This window comes from Flavobacterium aciduliphilum (assembly GCF_003268855.1).
Lineage (GTDB): Bacteria > Bacteroidota > Bacteroidia > Flavobacteriales > Flavobacteriaceae > Flavobacterium > Flavobacterium aciduliphilum.
This window is the reverse complement of the sequence record NZ_QLSZ01000001.1, coordinates 151523-170302: the sequence shown is the minus strand read 5'-3', so window position 1 is coordinate 170302 and position 18780 is coordinate 151523. Positions and strand designations below refer to the sequence as shown.

At 32.9% G+C, this 18780-nt stretch carries 17 protein-coding genes and 1 pseudogene; 13 read left to right on the top strand and 5 right to left on the bottom strand.

What is annotated here, in order from left to right:
• Positions 1-12: 12 nt before the first annotated feature.
• A complete protein-coding gene (locus tag CLV55_RS00735) occupies positions 13-759 on the bottom strand; it encodes a 5'-nucleotidase C-terminal domain-containing protein (RefSeq protein WP_317048358.1) in 747 nt (248 codons plus the stop codon).
• Between the two features lie 79 nt (positions 760-838).
• On the opposite strand from CLV55_RS00735, the gene CLV55_RS00730 reads away from it, so the two are divergent.
• The 13 genes and pseudogenes from CLV55_RS00730 (at position 839) to CLV55_RS00675 (ending at position 14808) form a co-directional block, all read left to right on the top strand.
• Positions 839-1357 (top strand): DUF6913 domain-containing protein, encoded by a 519-nt coding sequence (locus CLV55_RS00730; protein ID WP_112111823.1) that lies wholly within the window; start codon positions 839-841, stop codon positions 1355-1357.
• A 1-nt stretch (position 1358) separates the two neighbouring features.
• Positions 1359-2243: a 4-hydroxy-tetrahydrodipicolinate synthase gene (gene dapA / locus CLV55_RS00725; RefSeq protein ID WP_112111822.1), complete on the top strand. Its 885-nt coding sequence runs from the start codon at positions 1359-1361 to the stop codon at positions 2241-2243.
• A gap of 98 nt (positions 2244-2341) precedes the next feature.
• Positions 2342-3136 carry an outer membrane protein assembly factor BamD gene (locus CLV55_RS00720; RefSeq protein ID WP_112111821.1) on the top strand — a complete coding sequence of 265 codons (795 nt, stop codon included), beginning with the start codon at positions 2342-2344 and terminating at the stop codon, positions 3134-3136.
• 9 nt (positions 3137-3145) lie between these two features.
• Positions 3146-3463 (top strand): DNA-directed RNA polymerase subunit omega, encoded by a 318-nt coding sequence (locus CLV55_RS00715; protein WP_112111820.1) that lies wholly within the window; start codon positions 3146-3148, stop codon positions 3461-3463.
• An 8-nt stretch (positions 3464-3471) separates the two neighbouring features.
• Positions 3472-4692 (top strand): bifunctional phosphopantothenoylcysteine decarboxylase/phosphopantothenate--cysteine ligase CoaBC, encoded by a 1221-nt coding sequence (gene coaBC, locus CLV55_RS00710; RefSeq protein ID WP_112111819.1) that lies wholly within the window; start codon positions 3472-3474, stop codon positions 4690-4692.
• Positions 4673-5563: a type IX secretion system protein PorD gene (gene porD, locus CLV55_RS00705; protein WP_112111818.1), complete on the top strand. Its 891-nt coding sequence runs from the start codon at positions 4673-4675 to the stop codon at positions 5561-5563. The genes coaBC and porD overlap by 20 nt, the downstream gene beginning before the upstream one ends.
• Positions 5564-5575: 12 nt before the next feature.
• Positions 5576-7228 (top strand): DNA repair protein RecN, encoded by a 1653-nt coding sequence (gene recN, locus CLV55_RS00700; RefSeq protein ID WP_112111817.1) that lies wholly within the window; start codon positions 5576-5578, stop codon positions 7226-7228.
• 49 nt (positions 7229-7277) lie between these two features.
• The gene (gene fabV, locus CLV55_RS00695) at positions 7278-8468 is read left to right on the top strand and encodes an enoyl-ACP reductase FabV (protein ID WP_112111816.1); all 1191 of its coding nucleotides are present in this window, start codon (positions 7278-7280) and stop codon (positions 8466-8468) included.
• Positions 8469-8558: 90 nt separating this feature from the next.
• A complete protein-coding gene (locus CLV55_RS00690; RefSeq protein ID WP_112111815.1) occupies positions 8559-10685 on the top strand; it encodes a T9SS type A sorting domain-containing protein in 2127 nt (708 codons plus the stop codon).
• An 89-nt stretch (positions 10686-10774) separates the two neighbouring features.
• Positions 10775-11770, top strand: a pseudogene (locus tag CLV55_RS12975) (glycosyltransferase); the annotation flags it as partial.
• Complete coding sequence (gene coaE, locus CLV55_RS12970) at positions 11756-12445, top strand: dephospho-CoA kinase (RefSeq protein WP_245902668.1); 690 nt, start codon at positions 11756-11758, stop codon at positions 12443-12445. The pseudogene CLV55_RS12975 and the gene coaE, both read left to right, overlap by 15 nt.
• Before the next feature lie 68 nt (positions 12446-12513).
• Complete coding sequence (locus tag CLV55_RS00680) at positions 12514-14097, top strand: sensor histidine kinase (protein WP_112111813.1); 1584 nt, start codon at positions 12514-12516, stop codon at positions 14095-14097.
• A gap of 6 nt (positions 14098-14103) precedes the next feature.
• Entirely contained in the window at positions 14104-14808 is a 705-nt protein-coding gene (locus CLV55_RS00675; protein WP_112111812.1) for a response regulator transcription factor, read from the top strand.
• A 132-nt stretch (positions 14809-14940) separates the two neighbouring features.
• Here the strand turns inward: CLV55_RS00675 and CLV55_RS00670 are convergent, their stop codons facing one another.
• The 4 genes from CLV55_RS00670 to CLV55_RS00655 are packed head-to-tail and all read right to left on the bottom strand — an operon-like array spanning position 14941 to position 18765.
• A complete protein-coding gene (locus tag CLV55_RS00670) occupies positions 14941-15672 on the bottom strand; it encodes an acyl-[acyl-carrier-protein] thioesterase (RefSeq protein ID WP_112111811.1) in 732 nt (243 codons plus the stop codon).
• 48 nt (positions 15673-15720) lie between these two features.
• Complete coding sequence (gene miaA, locus CLV55_RS00665) at positions 15721-16662, bottom strand: tRNA (adenosine(37)-N6)-dimethylallyltransferase MiaA (protein ID WP_112111810.1); 942 nt, start codon at positions 16660-16662, stop codon at positions 15721-15723.
• A 23-nt stretch (positions 16663-16685) separates the two neighbouring features.
• Positions 16686-18047, bottom strand: a complete 1362-nt coding sequence (locus CLV55_RS00660; RefSeq protein ID WP_112111809.1) for an exonuclease domain-containing protein — start codon at positions 18045-18047, stop codon at positions 16686-16688.
• Between the two features lie 58 nt (positions 18048-18105).
• The gene (locus tag CLV55_RS00655; RefSeq protein WP_112111808.1) at positions 18106-18765 is read right to left on the bottom strand and encodes a YggS family pyridoxal phosphate-dependent enzyme; all 660 of its coding nucleotides are present in this window, start codon (positions 18763-18765) and stop codon (positions 18106-18108) included.
• Between the last annotated feature and the right edge of the window lie 15 nt (positions 18766-18780).

Here is an 18780-nt window from a genome sequence, read left to right as displayed (position 1 = left end):
CGTTTAAAATCCCTATTCTTTTGTAATTCTTATCGTTTTATTTACTCTCAAGGTATCCACATCTTTGAAATAATCTATGATGATATTTCGCAATTTATAATCCAAATCGACCCGTGAAGTTCCTTTTTTAAAGAATGTCATGTTGTCACCACCGTTAGATAAATAATCTGAAGTTACCACATAATACGTCCGATTTGCCTCAAGTGGTTTTCCTTGAACTAACAAGTCCTTTACCGTATTGTCTTTGGCTATGGTAAATGTTAAACCTGCAAGAGGATGTGGCTTCTTTTCGTTCACAATGTAGTTGGCAATTTCGGTGATTTGTTCAGAAGGTAATCCGATAACTACAGCACTGTTTTCAAATGGCATAACTTCATAAGCATTACGAGCTGTTACGGGCCCTTTTGGAATAATGGTTCGAATTCCGCCATGATTTAGTAAACAAATATCAATTTTTTTTGAGGTTCTTTTTTCAAATATTGGATTTGATTTTTCAAAAGTAATGTCGGCTAAAAAGCAACCAATATTGGTTTGCCACTCTCCCGATTTATCCAAATTTTCTGGGGAATAGGCAAGAACTTCATTCAAATCAGCATCTATTTTGTCTCTATAAGGTTTGATGTAATTTTCTATTTCAGATTTTCCCACTTGAGATTCAGTAATCCCGATTTTTTTGCCTTCGATTTTTGTAACGGCATATTTAGGACTAGTACACGAAAGCGTTGCTGTAAATGTTAATAATAAAACAAAATATTTCATTACAACGTTATAGTTTTTTAGATTTACCATCTGAATAATATACTAAAATTGATTAAATTTGTAAACAAGTAAAAATACAATGTTTTTGATTAAAATAAAGAACTTTTGGACAAAAAAAATAGTTAAAAAGCGTTTGAATAACTCAACGCTTTTAAATTCAGAAAGTTCTGTAGTCAATGTGGGGATTATTTTGGACGAAACATACTTTTTTGAACGAGAAAAATTTGTTGAAGAGTTGCTTAATAATGGAATAAATAGAGGGAATATTCAACTATTAGTATTCAAAGACAAGCTAAAAAAAAATGAAAGTTTTAAGTATCCTGTTTTTAGTTATAAAAATTTGAGTTGGACATCATCAGTTTCAGGAGAAGCGTACAAGTGTTTTGTTGCACAAAATTTTGATATGTTAATAAGTTATTATGATGTAGAAAAAACGCCACTTTTACTTGCTACTTATGAATCTAAAGCTAAATTTAAAGTGGGTTTTACTTCTGTTGATAAAAGACTCAATCACTTTATGATTCATTCCAATGCTGAAAATTACGCGGTTTTTTTAGAAGAATTATTTAAATATTTGAAAATACTTAACAAAATATAATATGCAAGCATTAATAGGGACAGGAGTAGCGCTTGTCACTCCGTTCAAAAAGGATTTCTCTGTAGATACTGAGGCACTAGTAAAAATAGTAAATTATCAAATTGATAATGGAATTGATTATCTCGTAGTTTTGGGTACTACAGCGGAGAGTGCTACTTTGACTAAATCTGAAAAAGAATTGGTGATTCGAACGGTTGTAGATGCAAATCGAGGAAGATTACCTCTTGTACTTGGAGTTGGAGGCAACAATACAAATGAAGTTATTGAGGAATTACAATCGAGAGATTTTTCTGATTTTGTTGCGATACTATCGGTTTCTCCTTACTATAATAAGCCTACTCAAGAAGGGATTTACCAACATTTTAAAGCTATTGCAACGATGAGTCCAAAACCAATTATTTTGTATAATGTGCCTGGTAGGACGGGAAGCAATATGTTGCCAGCTACCGTTCATCGATTAGCGAAAGAATTTGATTCCATTGTAGCAATCAAAGAAGCGGCTGGTGATCTTGTTCAAGCGATGAAGTTGTTGCAAAATAAACCGGATAATTTTCTTGTGATTTCAGGAGATGATATGATTACGTTGCCTATGATTTTAGCAGGAGGAAGTGGTGTAATATCTGTAATAGGAGAGGGGTTTCCCAAGCAGTTTTCTCAAATGGTTCGATTAGGTTTAGAGCGAAAAGTAGATCAAGCTTATGAGTTACATTATGCCTTGGCAGATGCAATAGATATGATATTTGAACAAGGGAATCCTGCAGGAATTAAAGAAGTTTTTAAGATTCTGGGGTTGTCTGAAAATACAGTTCGTTTGCCTCTTGTAAATGTAAATCAAGGGCTAGCTGATAAGCTTTGTGAGTTTACAAAAACACTGAATGAAAAATAAAAAAAATATTTCGTAATCTCTAATTAATTAACTAATTTTGCAGTTCGGTTTTTTTGAAAGCTAAATCTTTGGTAAACCGAGCAATTATAAAATAAAAAATGAATAAAATAGTTTCACTAATTGTTGTTGTTGTCTTTTTTTCATCGTGTAGTGAATATCAGAAAGCGCTAAAATCGGATGATATTGCTGTTAAGTATGAGGTTTCTACTAAAATGTATGACAAAGGGAAGTACCAAAGAGCTATTAGACTCTTTGAACAAATTACACCCTCCTACAAAGGCAAGCCTCAAGCAGAGAAATTGTTTTATATGTTTTCTCAGTCATATTACAAAACCGAGCAATATTATTTAGCAGGGTATCAATTTGAAAATTTTGCTTCTAGTTATCCTAAAAGTGAAAAACATGAAGAAGCTGCATTTTTGGGTGCAAAGTGTTATTCAAAATTATCACCTGTCTACAGCTTAGATCAAGCTGATACTGAAAAAGCATTAGATAAATTGCAGAATTTCATTGATGCTTTTCCTAATTCAACCTACATGACTGAAGCAAATGGTCTTGTAAAAGAATTGAAATTTAAGTTAGAAAAGAAAGCCTTTGAAAACGCAAAGCAATACAACACGATTTCTGATTTTAAAGCCGCTCAAATCGCATTCGACAATTTTATTTCGGATTTCCCAGGAACCGTTTTTAAAGAAGATGCTTTGTATTACAAATTTGATTCGGCATATCAATTGGCTATAAATAGCGTGCCTAGTAAGATGCAAGAACGTTTAAATGTTGCAAAGACAGCATACAATAGTTTGATGAAATTTAAAGCAGACACCAAGTACAAAGCGAAAGCGGATGATATGCTTGCTAAAATAGATAAAGAATTACAACAATTTTCAAAATAATAAACAGTTATGGATTTAAAGAAAACCAATGCACCAGTAAATACAATAACTTACAATAAACGAGCTATTGAAGAGCCTACTGGGAATGTTTACGAAGCAATCACAATCATGGCAAAACGAGCTAACCAAATCAATACCGAAATTAAAAGAGAATTGATTGATAAGCTAGAGGAATTTGCTACATACAATGATAGTTTGGAAGAAATTTTTGAAAATAAAGAACAAATAGAAGTATCTAAATTTTATGAAAAATTGCCTAAGCCTCATGCATTAGCGGTTCAAGAATGGCTAGAAGGTAAAATTTATTACAAAGATACTAATAAATAATAGTAATAATGTCTGTTTTAAGCGGTAAGAAAATAGTACTAGGCATTTCTGGTGGTATTGCTGCATATAAAACAGCTAATTTAGTACGACTATTCATAAAAGCAGGTGCTCAGGTTCAAGTAATCATGACACCTGCTTCTTTAGATTTTGTTACTCCTCTTACGCTGTCAACATTGTCAAAAAACCCGGTTTTATCTTCGTTTACAAATGAAGAGTCAGACCAAGTTCAGTGGAATAATCATGTAGAATTAGGTTTGTGGGCCGATTTTATGGTGATTGCTCCAGCAACGGCCAATACGCTTGCTAAAATGGCTAATGGGAACTCTGATAATTTATTGGTAGCAACCTATTTGTCTGCTAAATGTCCAGTTTATTTTGCACCTGCAATGGACTTAGACATGTACAAACATCCTTCCACTATCGCGTCTCTTGAGCTACTGCAACAATATGGGAATATCATGATTCCGGCAGAATCAGGAGAGTTAGCTAGTGGTTTGATAGGAGAAGGAAGAATGGCAGAACCTGAAAATATTATTTCCTTTATTGAGGCGCATATTGCCAATCAGTTACCTTTACGAAATAAAAAAATATTGGTTACTGCTGGTCCGACATACGAATCGATAGATCCTGTACGTTTTATAGGAAATCATTCCTCAGGAAAAATGGGATTTGATATTGCAAATCATGCCGCAAGTCTGGGAGCAAAAGTGATTTTAGTAACAGGTCCAACGCATTTGCAAACCAAAAATGAATTGATTGAACGAGTTGATGTAGTTTCTGCGGCTCAAATGTATGAAGCATGTCATCGTTTTTATGATGAAGTAGATGTTGCTATTGCTGCAGCTGCTGTTGCCGATTACAGACCCAAGCAAAAGGCAGAACAGAAGATTAAAAAAAACGATGCAAATTTTACGATCGAATTAGAGAAAACTCAAGATATTTTAGCATCTTTGGGTCAATCTAAAAAGAATCAATTTCTAATAGGATTTGCCCTTGAAACAGAAAATGAAGTTGAGAATGCTAAGGCAAAAATTCAGAAAAAAAACTTAGATATGATTGTCTTAAATTCGTTACAAGATACAGGAGCGGGATTTGGAACATCAACCAATAAAGTAACGTTTATTGATAAACATTTTTTTATGGAATCATTTGAATTAAAAACAAAAGAGGCCGTAGCTATTGATATTTTAAACAAAGTAATTTTGCATTATGAAACAAATAATATATAGTGTCTTTTTAACGTTTTTTGCCATTACAATACAGGCTCAAGAATTAAATTGTAAGGTGGTGGTTAATTATGATAAAATTACAAATGCTAATACTCAAATATTTAAAACGTTAGAATCTTCACTTACGGAGTTTATTAATAAAACGGCTTGGACTGAGAAAACATATAAGGACAATGAGAAAATAAACTGTTCTATGTTTATTACCCTCAACTCCTATGATTCTAACAATTTTGAAGCAAGTATTCAAGTACAAGCCTCAAGACCCATTTACAATTCAAATTTTTCAGCTCCCATCTTGAATATTAATGATAAAGATTTTAATTTTCAATACATTGAATTTCAAAATTTATACTACAATCCAAATAATTTTGATTCTAATTTGATTTCAACAATAGCTTATTATTGTTACATCATTATTGGGGTTGACGCGGAGACATTTAAATTGGATAGTGGTGCGGATTATTTTCAATCGGCTCAATCTATTGTTGTGTTAGCAGCTCCTTCTGGAATTAAAGGCTGGTCACAAACGGACAAAACTCAAAATCGATATTATCTTGTTAACGATATGCTTTCTCCAACGTTCAGACCATACAGAGAAGCGATGTTTCAGTACCATTTTGAGGGTTTAGACATGATGGCAAAAAATAGTAAAACAGCAAAAGCGTCCATTGTAAAGGCAATAAATACATTGGCGTTATTATACGATTCAAGACCTAATTCTTACTTATCTCGCGTCTTTTTTGATTCTAAAGCCGATGAAATTGTGTCTATATTTACTGGAGGTCCAAATGTTTCTGCAGAAGGTTTAGTTGATCAGTTAACAAAGATTTCTCCTTTAAATGCAGCAAAATGGGCTACAATTAAGAACTAATTTAACTGTCTCATGATTACGTATCTAGGAATTGAGAATTTTGCTCTAATTGAAAAGTTATCAGTAAAATTTTCAGATGGCTTTTCTGTTATTACTGGTGAAACAGGTGCGGGTAAATCAATTTTACTTGGCGCACTTGGATTAGTATTGGGAAAAAGAGCCGATTTAAGTTCTTTGAAAAATAAAGATGAAAAATGTGTTATTGAAGCTCATTTTAATATTAAAAATTATGGGTTACAGACTTTTTTTGATGAGAATGATATTGATTATGATGACGATACCATAATTCGTAGAGAGATTTTACCTTCAGGAAAAACTAGAGCATTCATTAATGATACACCGGTAAATCTTAACACTCTTCAAGATTTAAGTCAAGTTTTAGTTGATATTCATTCACAACATCAAACCCAAGAATTATTTTCAGAGGGGATGCAATTTCGAGTGATTGATAAAATTGCTGGGCATGAGGATTTGATTCAGAACTTTTCCGTTCAATTAAAATTATTTAAAAAATGTCATTCAGAATTATTAGATAAGCAAAACAGGCTCCATCAAAATCAAAAAGAGCAAGAATATAATGCTTTTATACTGAATGAATTAAAAGAAGCTAATTTAAAAACAGGAGAGCAAGAAGATTTAGAACGTATCGTTGAGAAATTAACCCATGTAGAATTTATAAAAGAAAGTATTGGGCGATCATTACAACTCGTTTCAGACGAGAATTTTGGGATTCTGCAAAATTTGAAAGAAATAAAAAGTGTTTTCCAAAAAATGACACCTATTTCTCAAGAATTTCAGGACATGTTTGAACGTATCAATAGCTTGTTGATCGAGTGTGATGACATGGAGCGTGAGCTTATTAAAATAGCGGATTCTGCCTCTTCTGATCCTGAACTTTTACAGAAAAGTAGCGATAAATTACAAGTTATTTACAGTCTGCAAAAGAAACATCAAGTAGCCACAGTGGACGAGTTGTTGAGAATACAACTAGAGCTTGATGAAAAAATGATTTCAGTTTCGTCACTTCAGGAAGAAATAGCAGCTCTACAAGAATCTATCAACATTCAAAATCAAAAGTTAGATGAATTGGCTAAAATAATTCATGCGAACCGAAATAAGATTGTCCCAATCCTTCAAAATCAATTAACCGATGTTTTAAATAAACTCGGAATGGAAAATGCTCGATTTAATATTCTTATTGAAGAGAAAAATGAGTTTTTTTATAATGGGAAAGACGAAATTGAATTTTTATTTTCAGCCAATAAAGGGTCGAATTTTGGATTACTAAAAAAAATTGCATCGGGAGGAGAATTGTCTAGAATTATGTTGGCTATAAAATCTATCATTTCTAAATATTTGAATTTACCGACCATAATTTTTGATGAGATTGATACGGGGGTTTCCGGAGAAATTGCTTCCAAAATGGCTGATGTGATGAAGGATATGAGTGCTAATATTCAGGTTTTTGCAATTACTCATTTGCCTCAAATTGCGTCTAAAGGCGCTGAACATTTCAAAGTTTTTAAAGTAATTCATGAGCACCATACACAATCAGAAATTAAGGTTTTAAATTCGGAAGAACGAGTAGTGGAAATAGCCCAAATGCTCTCGGGATCTAAAATTTCAGAAGCAGCATTAATGCATGCAAAAGAATTGCTTAACTAAAAAAATGAATTATCTTTGCTCATAACATACAAACAAAAATAAATTAGATATGATTATAGAACCAAGAATGCGGGGTTTTATCTGTTTAACAGCTCATCCTAAAGGGTGTGAGCAAAATGTGAAAAATCAGATTAATTATGTAAAATCTAAAGGGAAAATAGAAGGAGCAAAAAAAGTATTAGTGATAGGGGCATCCACTGGTTTCGGATTGGCTTCAAGGATAACAAGTGCTTTTGGATGTGACGCAGCAACTATTGGAGTATTTTTTGAAAAACCAGCTTCAGAAGGGAAAACGGCCACCCCAGGATGGTATAACTCAGCGGCTTTTGAAAAAGAAGCACATAATGAAGGATTGTATGCTAAAAGTATTAATGGAGATGCTTTTTCAAATGAAGTTAAAGAACAGGTAATAGATTTGATTAAGAATGATTTAGGTCAGGTTGATTTAGTGATATACAGTTTAGCATCCCCAGTACGATTACATCCAATGACAGGGGTTTTACATCGTTCAACTCTAAAACCTATTGGCTCAACGTTTACCAATAGTACTGTTGATTTTCATACAGGAAAAGTGAGTCAGGTGACCATAGAACCTGCTAATCAAGATGATATTGACAATACTGTAGTTGTAATGGGAGGAGAAGATTGGTCAATGTGGATGGATGCCTTAATAGAAGCGAATGTTTTAGCTACAGGAGCGATGACGTTAGCCTACTCATACATAGGTCCAGAGGTTACCGAGGCCGTATATCGTAAAGGGACTATTGGTAGAGCCAAAGATCATTTGGAAGCTACAGCTTTTGAAATTTCAAAAAAGATGGAAGGAGTAGGAGGTAAAGCTTATGTATCGGTCAATAAAGCTCTAGTAACTCAAGCAAGCTCCGCAATTCCTGTTATACCGCTTTATATTTCGTTATTATACAAAACGATGAAAGAAAAAGGAATTCATGAGGGGTGTATAGAGCAAATGCAACGATTGTATAGCCAAAGATTATACTCTGGGCAAGAAATACCTACGGATTCAAAGGGAAGAATTAGAATTGATGATTGGGAAATGCGTGAGGATGTTCAAGATCAAGTCGCAGCACTTTGGAAAGAAGCTTCAACCGAAACTTTACCCGCTATAGGAGATTTAGCAGGCTACAAACAAGATTTTCTTAATTTATTTGGTTTTGGTTTTGAAGGAGTAGATTATCAAGCGGATACTAATGAACTAGTAGACATTTCAAGTATAAAATAAATTATAAAAGAAATAACAAAAAAACTCGAAATTTTATATTTCGAGTTTTTTTATGTACTTTTAACCCATTAATACTTAAAAAGTTTTTATATGAAAAAAATTACTTTATTATTTATGTTGATGTTTGGATTCTCATCCTTACTTTCAGCTCAATGTTTAACGTCTGACAATGGACAGTGGCCATCAAGTACTTATACTATTGCTACTTGTGACGGGTTGACACAAAATAATATTACTACTTGTGGATATGCAAGTGAGTATTCGGTAGTAACTGTTACGCAAGGAGAAACCTATACTTTTGGGAGTTCTGTTACGACAGATATTGTAACATTAAGTACAGATTCTGGAGCAACTGCAGAAACAACCGGGACAGGTTCTGTTACATGGGTAGCTACTGTTTCTGGGGATATTTATTTTTACACTCACTTAGATGATGGAGCATGTGGTGGAGAGCAAGTTTGTAGAACTAGATATGTTATTTGTGGAACACCGCCCACATGTATCGCACCTACTGGTGTGGTTGTGTCTAATATAACGACTACATCAGCAACAATTTCATGGAATACTTCAGTAACAGATCCTGGTAATGGTTATGAATATTATTTATCAACTACTAACACTGCACCGTTGACTACTGATACAGCGACTGGAGCTGTTGGAGCAGGTACTACAACCGTTGATTTGCCTTTATTGACTACGGCAACTACCTATTATGTTTGGGTACGTTCTGTTTGTAGTAGTACAGATTCTTCTGCATGGAGTAGTATGGCTACTTTTGCAACATTGTGTAATGCTGTGACTGATTTTTCTGAAAATTTTGATGCGGCAGTTGAATTTCCAGTTTGTTGGGCTAGAGTAGGAACAGGAGGAAATACTTATGTTCAAGCATCAGCTTCTGCACCTTCACAACCCAATAACTTGTATTTGTATGGGTCAAGTGCTACAAGTCAGGGAATTGTTTCAATGATTCCAGTTTCAAACGCAGGAGATAATACGCATAGATTACGTTTTAAAGCTAGAGGAAACTTTACTTTAGGAGGTAATATTGAAGTAGGGTATTTAACAAACCCATCAGATGCCACTTCTTTCGTAGCAGTTCAAACTTTTACAACTACTTCAACTACTGTTTATGATCAATTTGTTGCTTATTTAGGAACTGCACCAGGAACTAATCAAGTACTTGCTTTTAGACATACAGGTGTTCCTGGATATAGTGTGTTGATTGATGATGTAATTTGGGAACCATCACCAGCGTGTGTGGAACCTGTAAATGTAGCATATTCGGCATTAACAGATTCTACTGTAACATTGTCATGGGGTGTGCCTCCTGTAGCGCCTGTAAGTTATGAATATGTGTTAGATACTAATGCTTCCGATCCAACTACTTCGGGGACAGTTACAAATGCACTTTCATATGATGCTAATTCATTGACTCCGTTGACAACGTATTATTTTCATGTAAGATCAAATTGTGGTTCGGGTTCTGATAGCGTTTGGGTAACTATTTCATTTACTACATTTGCTACGCCTCCAGCTAATGATTTATGTTCTAATGCTATTACTTTAACACCAGGAGGTGTTTTTGCAGATAATGCAGTCTCTGGAACATTATATGGAGCAACTACTACTGCAGGAATTACACCTTCTTGCCAGTCATTGTCTAATTCTGATGTTTGGTATACTGTTCAAGTTCCTGCATCAGGAAGTTTAACTATTGAGACACAAGTTGCTTCTTCTAACTCAATATCAGATTCTATTGTAGCAGCATTTACTGGAACGTGTGGTTCGTTGACTCAAATTGGTTGTGATGATGATGGAGGTCCAGCAGGAGCTAACAATTTGATGTCGTTATTAAGTTTAACAGGATTAACACCAAATGATACAATCTATATTGGGGTTTGGAAATATAGCTCAGTTCCAACAACTAGTGCAAGAGATTTTATGATTTCAGCATATGATGCTTCATTAAGTTCTAATGTGTTTTCTAGCGAAGGATTTACATTCTATCCTAATCCAGTGAAAGATGTCTTAACTATTTCTAATAATACATCTATAACTAAAATACAAGTTATTAACTTATTAGGTCAAGAAATGATAGTTAAAGCAAATAATGATGTTCAAGGTCAAGTTGATATGTCTTCTTTAGCGGCTGGAACTTATCTAGTTAAAGTAACTGCTAATGATCAAATCAAAACAATAAAAGTTGTAAAAGAATAATTTTTACAAAATCGAATTGAAAAAAAGTCCTGCTATTGCAGGACTTTTTGTTTGTTATTAAAGTATATTTGTTTCAAAATAAATAGAACATGTTTTTTTCAATAATTATTCCAGTTTATAATAGACCTGATGAAATTGATGAATTATTAGAAAGTTTAGTAAAAACATCATATAGCAAAGAATTTGAAATAGTTATCGTTGAGGATGGGTCAGAAACAACGTGTCAAAATATTGTAGAGAAATACAAAAACATGTTGTTAATATCCTATTATTATAAACCGAATTCTGGACCAGGTGATTCTAGAAATTTTGGAATGAAAAATGCAAAAGGGGATTATTTTATCATTTTCGATTCCGATTGTATTATTCCTAAGGATTATTTAAATGAAGTTGAAAATGCTCTGGATGAAAAGTTTGTCGATTGTTTTGGAGGACCAGATAAAGCATTAAAGTCATTTTCTACGATTCAAAAAGCTATAAATTTTGCCATGACTTCTTTTATCACTACGGGAGGAATAAGAGGAGGTTCAGAGAAGATAGATAAATTTCAACCTAGAAGTTTTAATATGGGGATTTCAAAGAAAGCTTTTGAAATGTCTAAAGGTTTTGGTAATATTCACCCAGGAGAAGATCCAGATTTGTCGATAAGGTTATGGAAGTTAGGATTTGATACAAGATTATTTCCAAAAGCATTTGTATATCATAAACGAAGAATTGATTGGGAGAAATTTAGTATACAGGTATCAAAATTTGGTAAGGCAAGACCTATATTAAACAGCTGGTATCCAGAATATAAAAAAATAACCTATTGGTTTCCTTCTTTATTTGTAATAGGTTTAGTACTTTCTTTTCTTTCAGTATTCCTTCTTTTTGATTGGGGATTGAAACTTTATTTTGTCTATTTTGTTTGTGTTTTTCTATTAGCATCTATTCAAAATAAAAGTGTTATAATAGGAGGACTCTCGGTTATTGCGGTTTGGAAGCAGTTTTTTGGGTATGGTGTCAGTTTTTTAGAATCACATTTTTTTATTTCAATTTTAAAAAGAGATCCTAAAAAAAAATATCCAAAATTGTTTTTTAAAATTTCAGAAGAAAATCATTTTGAAGAAAAAGGAAGTTTTGTTACTGAAAAAAAAATCGTAGAAAATACGGATGATAAAATTTTAAGAATCCCAAAAATTATTGGCTTGACAGGAGGAATTGGTAGCGGAAAAACAACCATAGCGCAATACCTTCAATCAAAGGGTGTTCCTGTATATATCTCAGATGTAGAAGCCAAAAAAGTAATGGAACAGCCTGAAATTATTTCCAAAATAGCTGTTGTTTTTGGAAATGATATTCTTAATTCAGACAGAACAATTAACAGAGATAAATTAGCTGCTTTAGTTTTTAAAGACTCAGAACAACTAAAAAAATTAAATAGTATTGTACATCCTGCTGTAAAAAAACACTTTAAGAATTGGGTTCTGGAACATAAGAATGCTCCCTTTATTTTTAAAGAGACGGCTATATTATTTGAAAGTGGTGGTTACAAAGATTGTGATATGATAGTTACTGTTACTGCGCCTACTGAGAATCGAATTGAAAGAGTTTTAAAAAGAGATAATACCACAAGAGATAAAATTATTCAACGAATGAACAATCAACTATCGGATGAAGAACGGAAAGAACGAAGTCAATTCGTAATAAATAATGAAAATTTTGAAAATACTAAAAAAGAAATCGACCAACTACTTAGTGTTTTGCTAAAAACGCAATAATAACTTGAGTTGTTAATGTTTGGTTAATCTATTAACAAAATTATTGTTAAAATACTAATTTTGTTATGATGAATAAATTTGTATTTCGACTCTTAGTTTTGTTAATGAGTATTTCCCTTATTGGGATTATTTTAGTCCAAGTATATTGGTTTGAAACCTCATTAGAAAAAAGCGAAGAACAATTTACATTTCATATTAAACAAGTCTTGGGGAATGTAGCCGACAAACTTCAAGCACAAGAGGAATATTCGTTTTACAATAAATACGAAAAATTAAAACAGACAAAGGGAATAACTCCCCAAAAAAATGATTTTCTTGAATATGGCTATTATCAAAGAAATGCCAAGACAAACGAAACTATAATTTATTCGAATAGTATTATTGCTGAAGATTATGATATATTTTCGACGCTCTTTGACAAAAAAGCAGAGAATGCAAAATTAAAAAGTTATGCTGCTAAAAGAAAAACGGAGATTTTTAGCGGTAATTCTTTTGATAATTCTGAACTAAAAAATAAAATCACTCCTGATATAACTATTGAAAAATCAGGAAAATTAGAAATATTAGAACGCGCCGGATTTGAAATTCAATATAAAGATGTTGCGGCTAATTATCCTATTCAAGATAGAGTTTCAAAAGAAAATCTACAAAAATTATTAGCTAATGAGTTAGACGTTTACGGAGTAAAAACTCCTTTTGAATTTAATGTATACAGCAACGGACTTGCTACAAAAATACGTTCAGAGCATTTTGTATTTGATAAAAGTAATACGTTTTCAATTCCCATTTTCTTAGATAATGAAGGGAGATCTAAGTATTCGTTGTTGATTTCATTCCCACAAAAGAAGAAGTTCTTATTTTCAGATGTACTTGCGATTACGTTACTCTCTATAATTTTTACATTAATCATCATCATTGCCTACTCGAACGCATTGCATCAATTGATAAAACAACGTCAAATTTCTGAAATTAAGACTGATTTTATTAATAATATGACACACGAATTTAAAACACCTATTGCTACTATAAATTTAGCTTTAGATGCTATTAAAAATCCTAAGGTTATAGAAGATAAAGAGAAGATATTTAGGTATTTGCAAATGATTCGAGATGAAAACAAACGCATGCATGCTCAAGTTGAGAATGTACTTCGAATTTCAAAACTCGAGAGAAAAGAACTTGAAATTACAAAAGAGCCTCTCAATATTCATGATATTATTGAAGATGCCATTGAACACGTTCATTTGATTATTGAAGATAGACAAGGTAAAATCACTGCTCATCTTGATGCAGAAAGAAGTACGGTTTTGTTAAATGATGTGCATTTTACGAATGTTATTGTTAATATTTTAGATAATGCGATAAAATATTCTCCAAATTCTCCCGTTATTACTGTTTACACTGAAAACATAAAAGACTTTATTGTTGTTAAAGTTAAAGACGAAGGAGCGGGTATGAGTAAAACGGCTCAAAAAAGAATCTTCGAAAAATTTTATAGAGAGCATACAGGCGATTTGCATAATGTGAAAGGTCATGGATTAGGATTAGCCTATGTAAAGCGGATTGTTGAAGATCATAATGGTCAGATTTTTGTCGAAAGTGAAAAAGGAAAAGGAAGTACATTTATTATAAAAGTTCCACTAATAAATTAAAAAAATATGGAAAAAGAAAACAAAAAAATATTGTTGGTAGAAGATGATCAAAATTTTGGTGCCATCTTGAAAGACTACCTCATGCTGAACGACTTTGAAGTTACTTTGGCTAAAAATGGTATGGAAGGTTTCGAAAAGTTTAAAAAAGACACCTTCGATTTGTGCATTCTGGATGTCATGATGCCCTACAAAGACGGTTTCACTTTAGCTAAAGAAATTAGAGAAAAAAATAAAGAAGTGCCTCTCGTTTTTTTAACTGCCAAAACCATGAAAGAAGACGTATTAAAGGGATATAAAGTTGGAGCCGATGATTATCTCAATAAACCCTTCGATTCTGAAGTTTTATTGATGAAAATAAAAGCCATCATGCAACGTAAATCTTCCGAGACAAAGACAGACTCGGCACAATTTGAATTTCAAATCGGTAAATTCCACCTAAACTCTAAATTACGTTTTTTAACATTTCCAGGAAAAGAACCTATCAAACTTTCTCCAAAAGAAAATGAATTGTTGAAAATGCTAACGCTTTATGTAGAAGATTTAATGCCCCGTGAATTAGCGCTTACAAAGATTTGGAGAGACGATAATTACTTCACCTCGCGAAGCATGGATGTCTACATCGCCAAATTAAGAAAATATCTTAAAGATGATCCTAATGTGGAAATTTTAAATATTCATGGCGAAGGATTTCGATTAGTAATTAAGAAATAAATCTATAGCTCCAAGAAATTGGAGCTTTTTTATGAGCTATTCCTGCTGTTCACTGTATCTTTTCCTTGTTAAAGAAACAAGAAAAAGGATGCCGTTTCCATCAGGGCTACTTAATTTGTAGAATATAGAAGTCTAGGGTTTCATTTCAAGCTGTAACCCAAAACAGACTTTTCCTGCTTTAGTTATAACAAAAGTATTTTTATTTTGAGCTAAAGTCACAGATTCATGGAGTGACACTTCCTTGATATAATTCATGTCAAAAGAAGTAAGCTCTTGTTGTACTAGTGCTTTAGGATCTATATAATTCAAACACCATTCCAAATATTTTACGCTATTTACATGATTTACAATGTCTAAATCGGATAGCAATACAGTATATCTCGTGATTTCATCATAAGTAGAAGGGAAGTCAATTTTTGAAAAACTAAGGGTTGTAGCATGATTGTTTGAGAATTTCTCAAAATGATCATGTGGCAATGCTAATGACTCTGGACGCCGTGTTTGGGTATTGAAAACTGCCCAATACGTCTCACAACCGGCTAGCTTTTCATCATTCAAATACAACTCTAAACAACGTATTGAACGAGAGTTTTCTAAAGATTGTATCCAAGTTTTGACAGTAACAGTATCGTTCCATTTGGGCAATCGTTTGACTTCAACTCGCATCCTACTCAACACCCAAGCTTGATGAAAGGCTTGCATGTCTCTAAAACTAATGCCTCCCAATTCAGCATGTAATGCCGCTGTTAGTTGAAATAAATTGCATAATTCGGTATGTTTTAATAAACCGTTTGGATAACATTGTAAAAAATTGATTTCCCAATCTTTGGTGAGAATAGATGTGAAGTTTGGAGCTATAGGCATTTTTAATTATGTTTTTTTACATAGTCTAAAAAAAATATTTAAATTTCTCTAAGTACTTGAATTTGTATTCCTAATTTGACCATCTATAAAATGAATTATCTTTTTTCTATCCATTAAATAATCAAACCAAGTAGCATTTTCAGTACGTTTAAACCATGTTAATTGACGTTTGGCAAATCGGCGGGTGTTTTTCTTGATTTCTTCAATGGCAAAATTCAACGTAATGGTTCCATCAAAGTAGTCAAACAATTCTCTATAGCCAACAGTCTGCAAGGCATTTAACTGCCTGTAAGGATACAATTTTTCGGCTTCTGCCAATAAACCTTCACCTATCATACTATCGACGCGTTGGTTGATTCTATCATATAGCACGTCTCTATCGGCTTCCAAACCAATAATAATAGGAATAAAGGTTCTATTGTTTTTTTTCTGATTAATAAAGGAAGAATAAGGTTTTCCAGTTCCAAGACAGATTTCTACAAAGCGTTTCATGCGCTGTGGGTTTTGCAACGTTTGTGGGTTTTCAGAAAGCAATTTGTTGTAATAATCAGGATCTAATTCTTGCAAAGTCTTTTGTAAATTTTCGATTCCTGAGGTATCATATTTCGAATGGATTTCAGTTCTAATTTTCGAATCAATTTCTGGAAAATCATCAAATCCTTTCAATACGGCATCTACATACAATCCGGAACCACCTACCATAATCTGAACGTTGCTTTTCAAAAACAATTCGTCCAATTTGGCAAGCGCTTCTTTTTCAAAATCTCCGACAGAATAGCGTTCGAATACCGATTTATTTTGAATAAAATGATGTGTTGCACTAGATAGTTCTATATGGTTTGGAACAGCTGTTCCAATACTCATTTCCTTGAAAAATTGACGGCTGTCACAAGAAAGAATAGCACAATTATAATGTTGGGCCAAAGCAATGCTTAAGGAAGTTTTTCCAATAGCAGTTGGGCCAATGATAGTGATTAAATAATTTTCCAAAGTGTGGTTCTAATTTACAAATACTAAAATTTCATTATTTTTAATACCTTATTTTTTCTCAAATAACTTTGAATAATAGTTCTTGTATCTCGATTATTATGCATTGGAATTAGAATGTTTTTTAAAACATCAATATTTGTAATTTGATAATTCAAATCATAAAAACAATACCCTTTGTACAATCCGTTTTCAATAAGAATAGCACTTCGCTCATCAACTCTTCTTCCTTTATCCATAATAATCATGTTGTTGTTTTCAAAAGACATATCATGAATAAACGCCTCGACACGTTCGTTATAGGTTGTTGAAGGTTCTTTGCCAAGACAAGCACCATTACATTCTTTTATTTTATGCTGAAAACACCCTTTTTGAGTTTCATATAAACCGTTCAATTTTTGACATAGACGGTATTTTTCTGTAATTCTAAACAAGGCATTTTTTCCTTCCTGAATGGATGTAAAAGCTGTGATTTCTTTTTTTCTACCATCTGCTTTTTGAAGTCGCAAATTTAAGTATCCATTTTCGTCCAACGATTCATACAAAGCCCATTGAAAAATACTTTTGCGTTGTGCCCGATTGTAAATGGGTTTGTTGATTTTAATCTCTTCACTTTCCTTTAGTAAGGCAATGAGTTCGCTTCCTGTTTCTTCATAAGTAACAGCGAAAACTTCTAATTGTATTTTTTTACACTTATTTGTTTTTCCTGTAAAATGTTGGTTTACTCTTTTTTTGATATTCTTGCTTTTTCCAATATAAATAAGCGTTCCTTTTTCATTATGGATATAGTAAATTCCGGTTCTAGATGGTAAACTTTCTACAATATCGAGCAATTTTGGCGATAAACCACTCTTGATGTCGGCTTTAACCAATTGGTTTAAAATTACTTTTTCCGTATCTTTTGTGAGTAATAATTTGAATAATTTTACTGTCGCAAGGGCATCTCCATTGGCTCGATGTCTATCCGAGACTGGAATTCCTAGTGCACGAACTAATTTTCCCAAACTATACGAATCCATTCCTGGAATTAATTTTTTAGATAATTCCACAGTACAAAGTGTGGGACGAATATAACTATATCCGAGTCGATTAAATTCTGTTCGCAATATTCGATAATCAAATGATGAATTGTGGGCCACAACAATACAGCCTTCTGTAATTTCAATAATGCGTTTCGCAATTTCATAAAACTTTGGCGCAGAACGTAGCATGGCATTATTGATTCCCGTCAATTTTACTACGAAAGGTTGGATTTCTTTTTCAGGATTCACCAAACTAATAAATTGATCCACAACCTCATGACCATCAAATTTATAAATGGCTATTTCGGTAATTCCTTCTTCATTGAATTGACCTCCAGTGGTTTCTATGTCGAGTATTGCGTACAAGTGAGTGATTAGTGATTAGTAAAAAGTTTTTTCTCTTTATTTTATTTTCTTTTTTCCATTATCTCGTTCCAAAGATACTGCTTCCAATGCGAACCATCGTGCTCCCACATTCAATAGCGGTCTGGTAGTCGCCAGACATTCCCATGGATAACGTTTTAAGTTGACAGTTTTCTGTTTTTAGTTGACTGTAAGTATCAAAAAGGGTTTTTAAATGTTGAAATTCTCTTTTTATTTGATTTTGATTGTCAGTAAAAGTAGCCATTCCCATTAATCCAACCACACGAATATTGTCAAAAGTTTTAAATTCTTCAGATGCTAATAATTCTTTTAATTCCTTTTCGTCCAATCCAAATTTGGTTTCTTCCTCCGCAATATGAATTTGCAACAAGCAATCTATTTTTTTACGCCATTTTAGAGCCAAACGATTGATTTCTTTCAGCAATTTTAAACTATCCACACCGTGAATTAACTTCACATAGGGAATCATGTATTTTACTTTGTTGGATTGTACATGACCAATCATGTGCCATTGAATGTCTTTGGGCATTTGTTCCCATTTTTCAGTCATCTCTTGGATTTTGTTTTCCCCAAAAATGCGTTGCCCAGCATGATAAGCTTCCATCAAGTCTGCAACAGGTTTGGTTTTAGAAACGGCCACCAGCGTTACAGATTCAGGAAGTTGAGATTTTATGTTGAGAAGGTTTTGTGCTATTGACATTTCATTAATGCTATT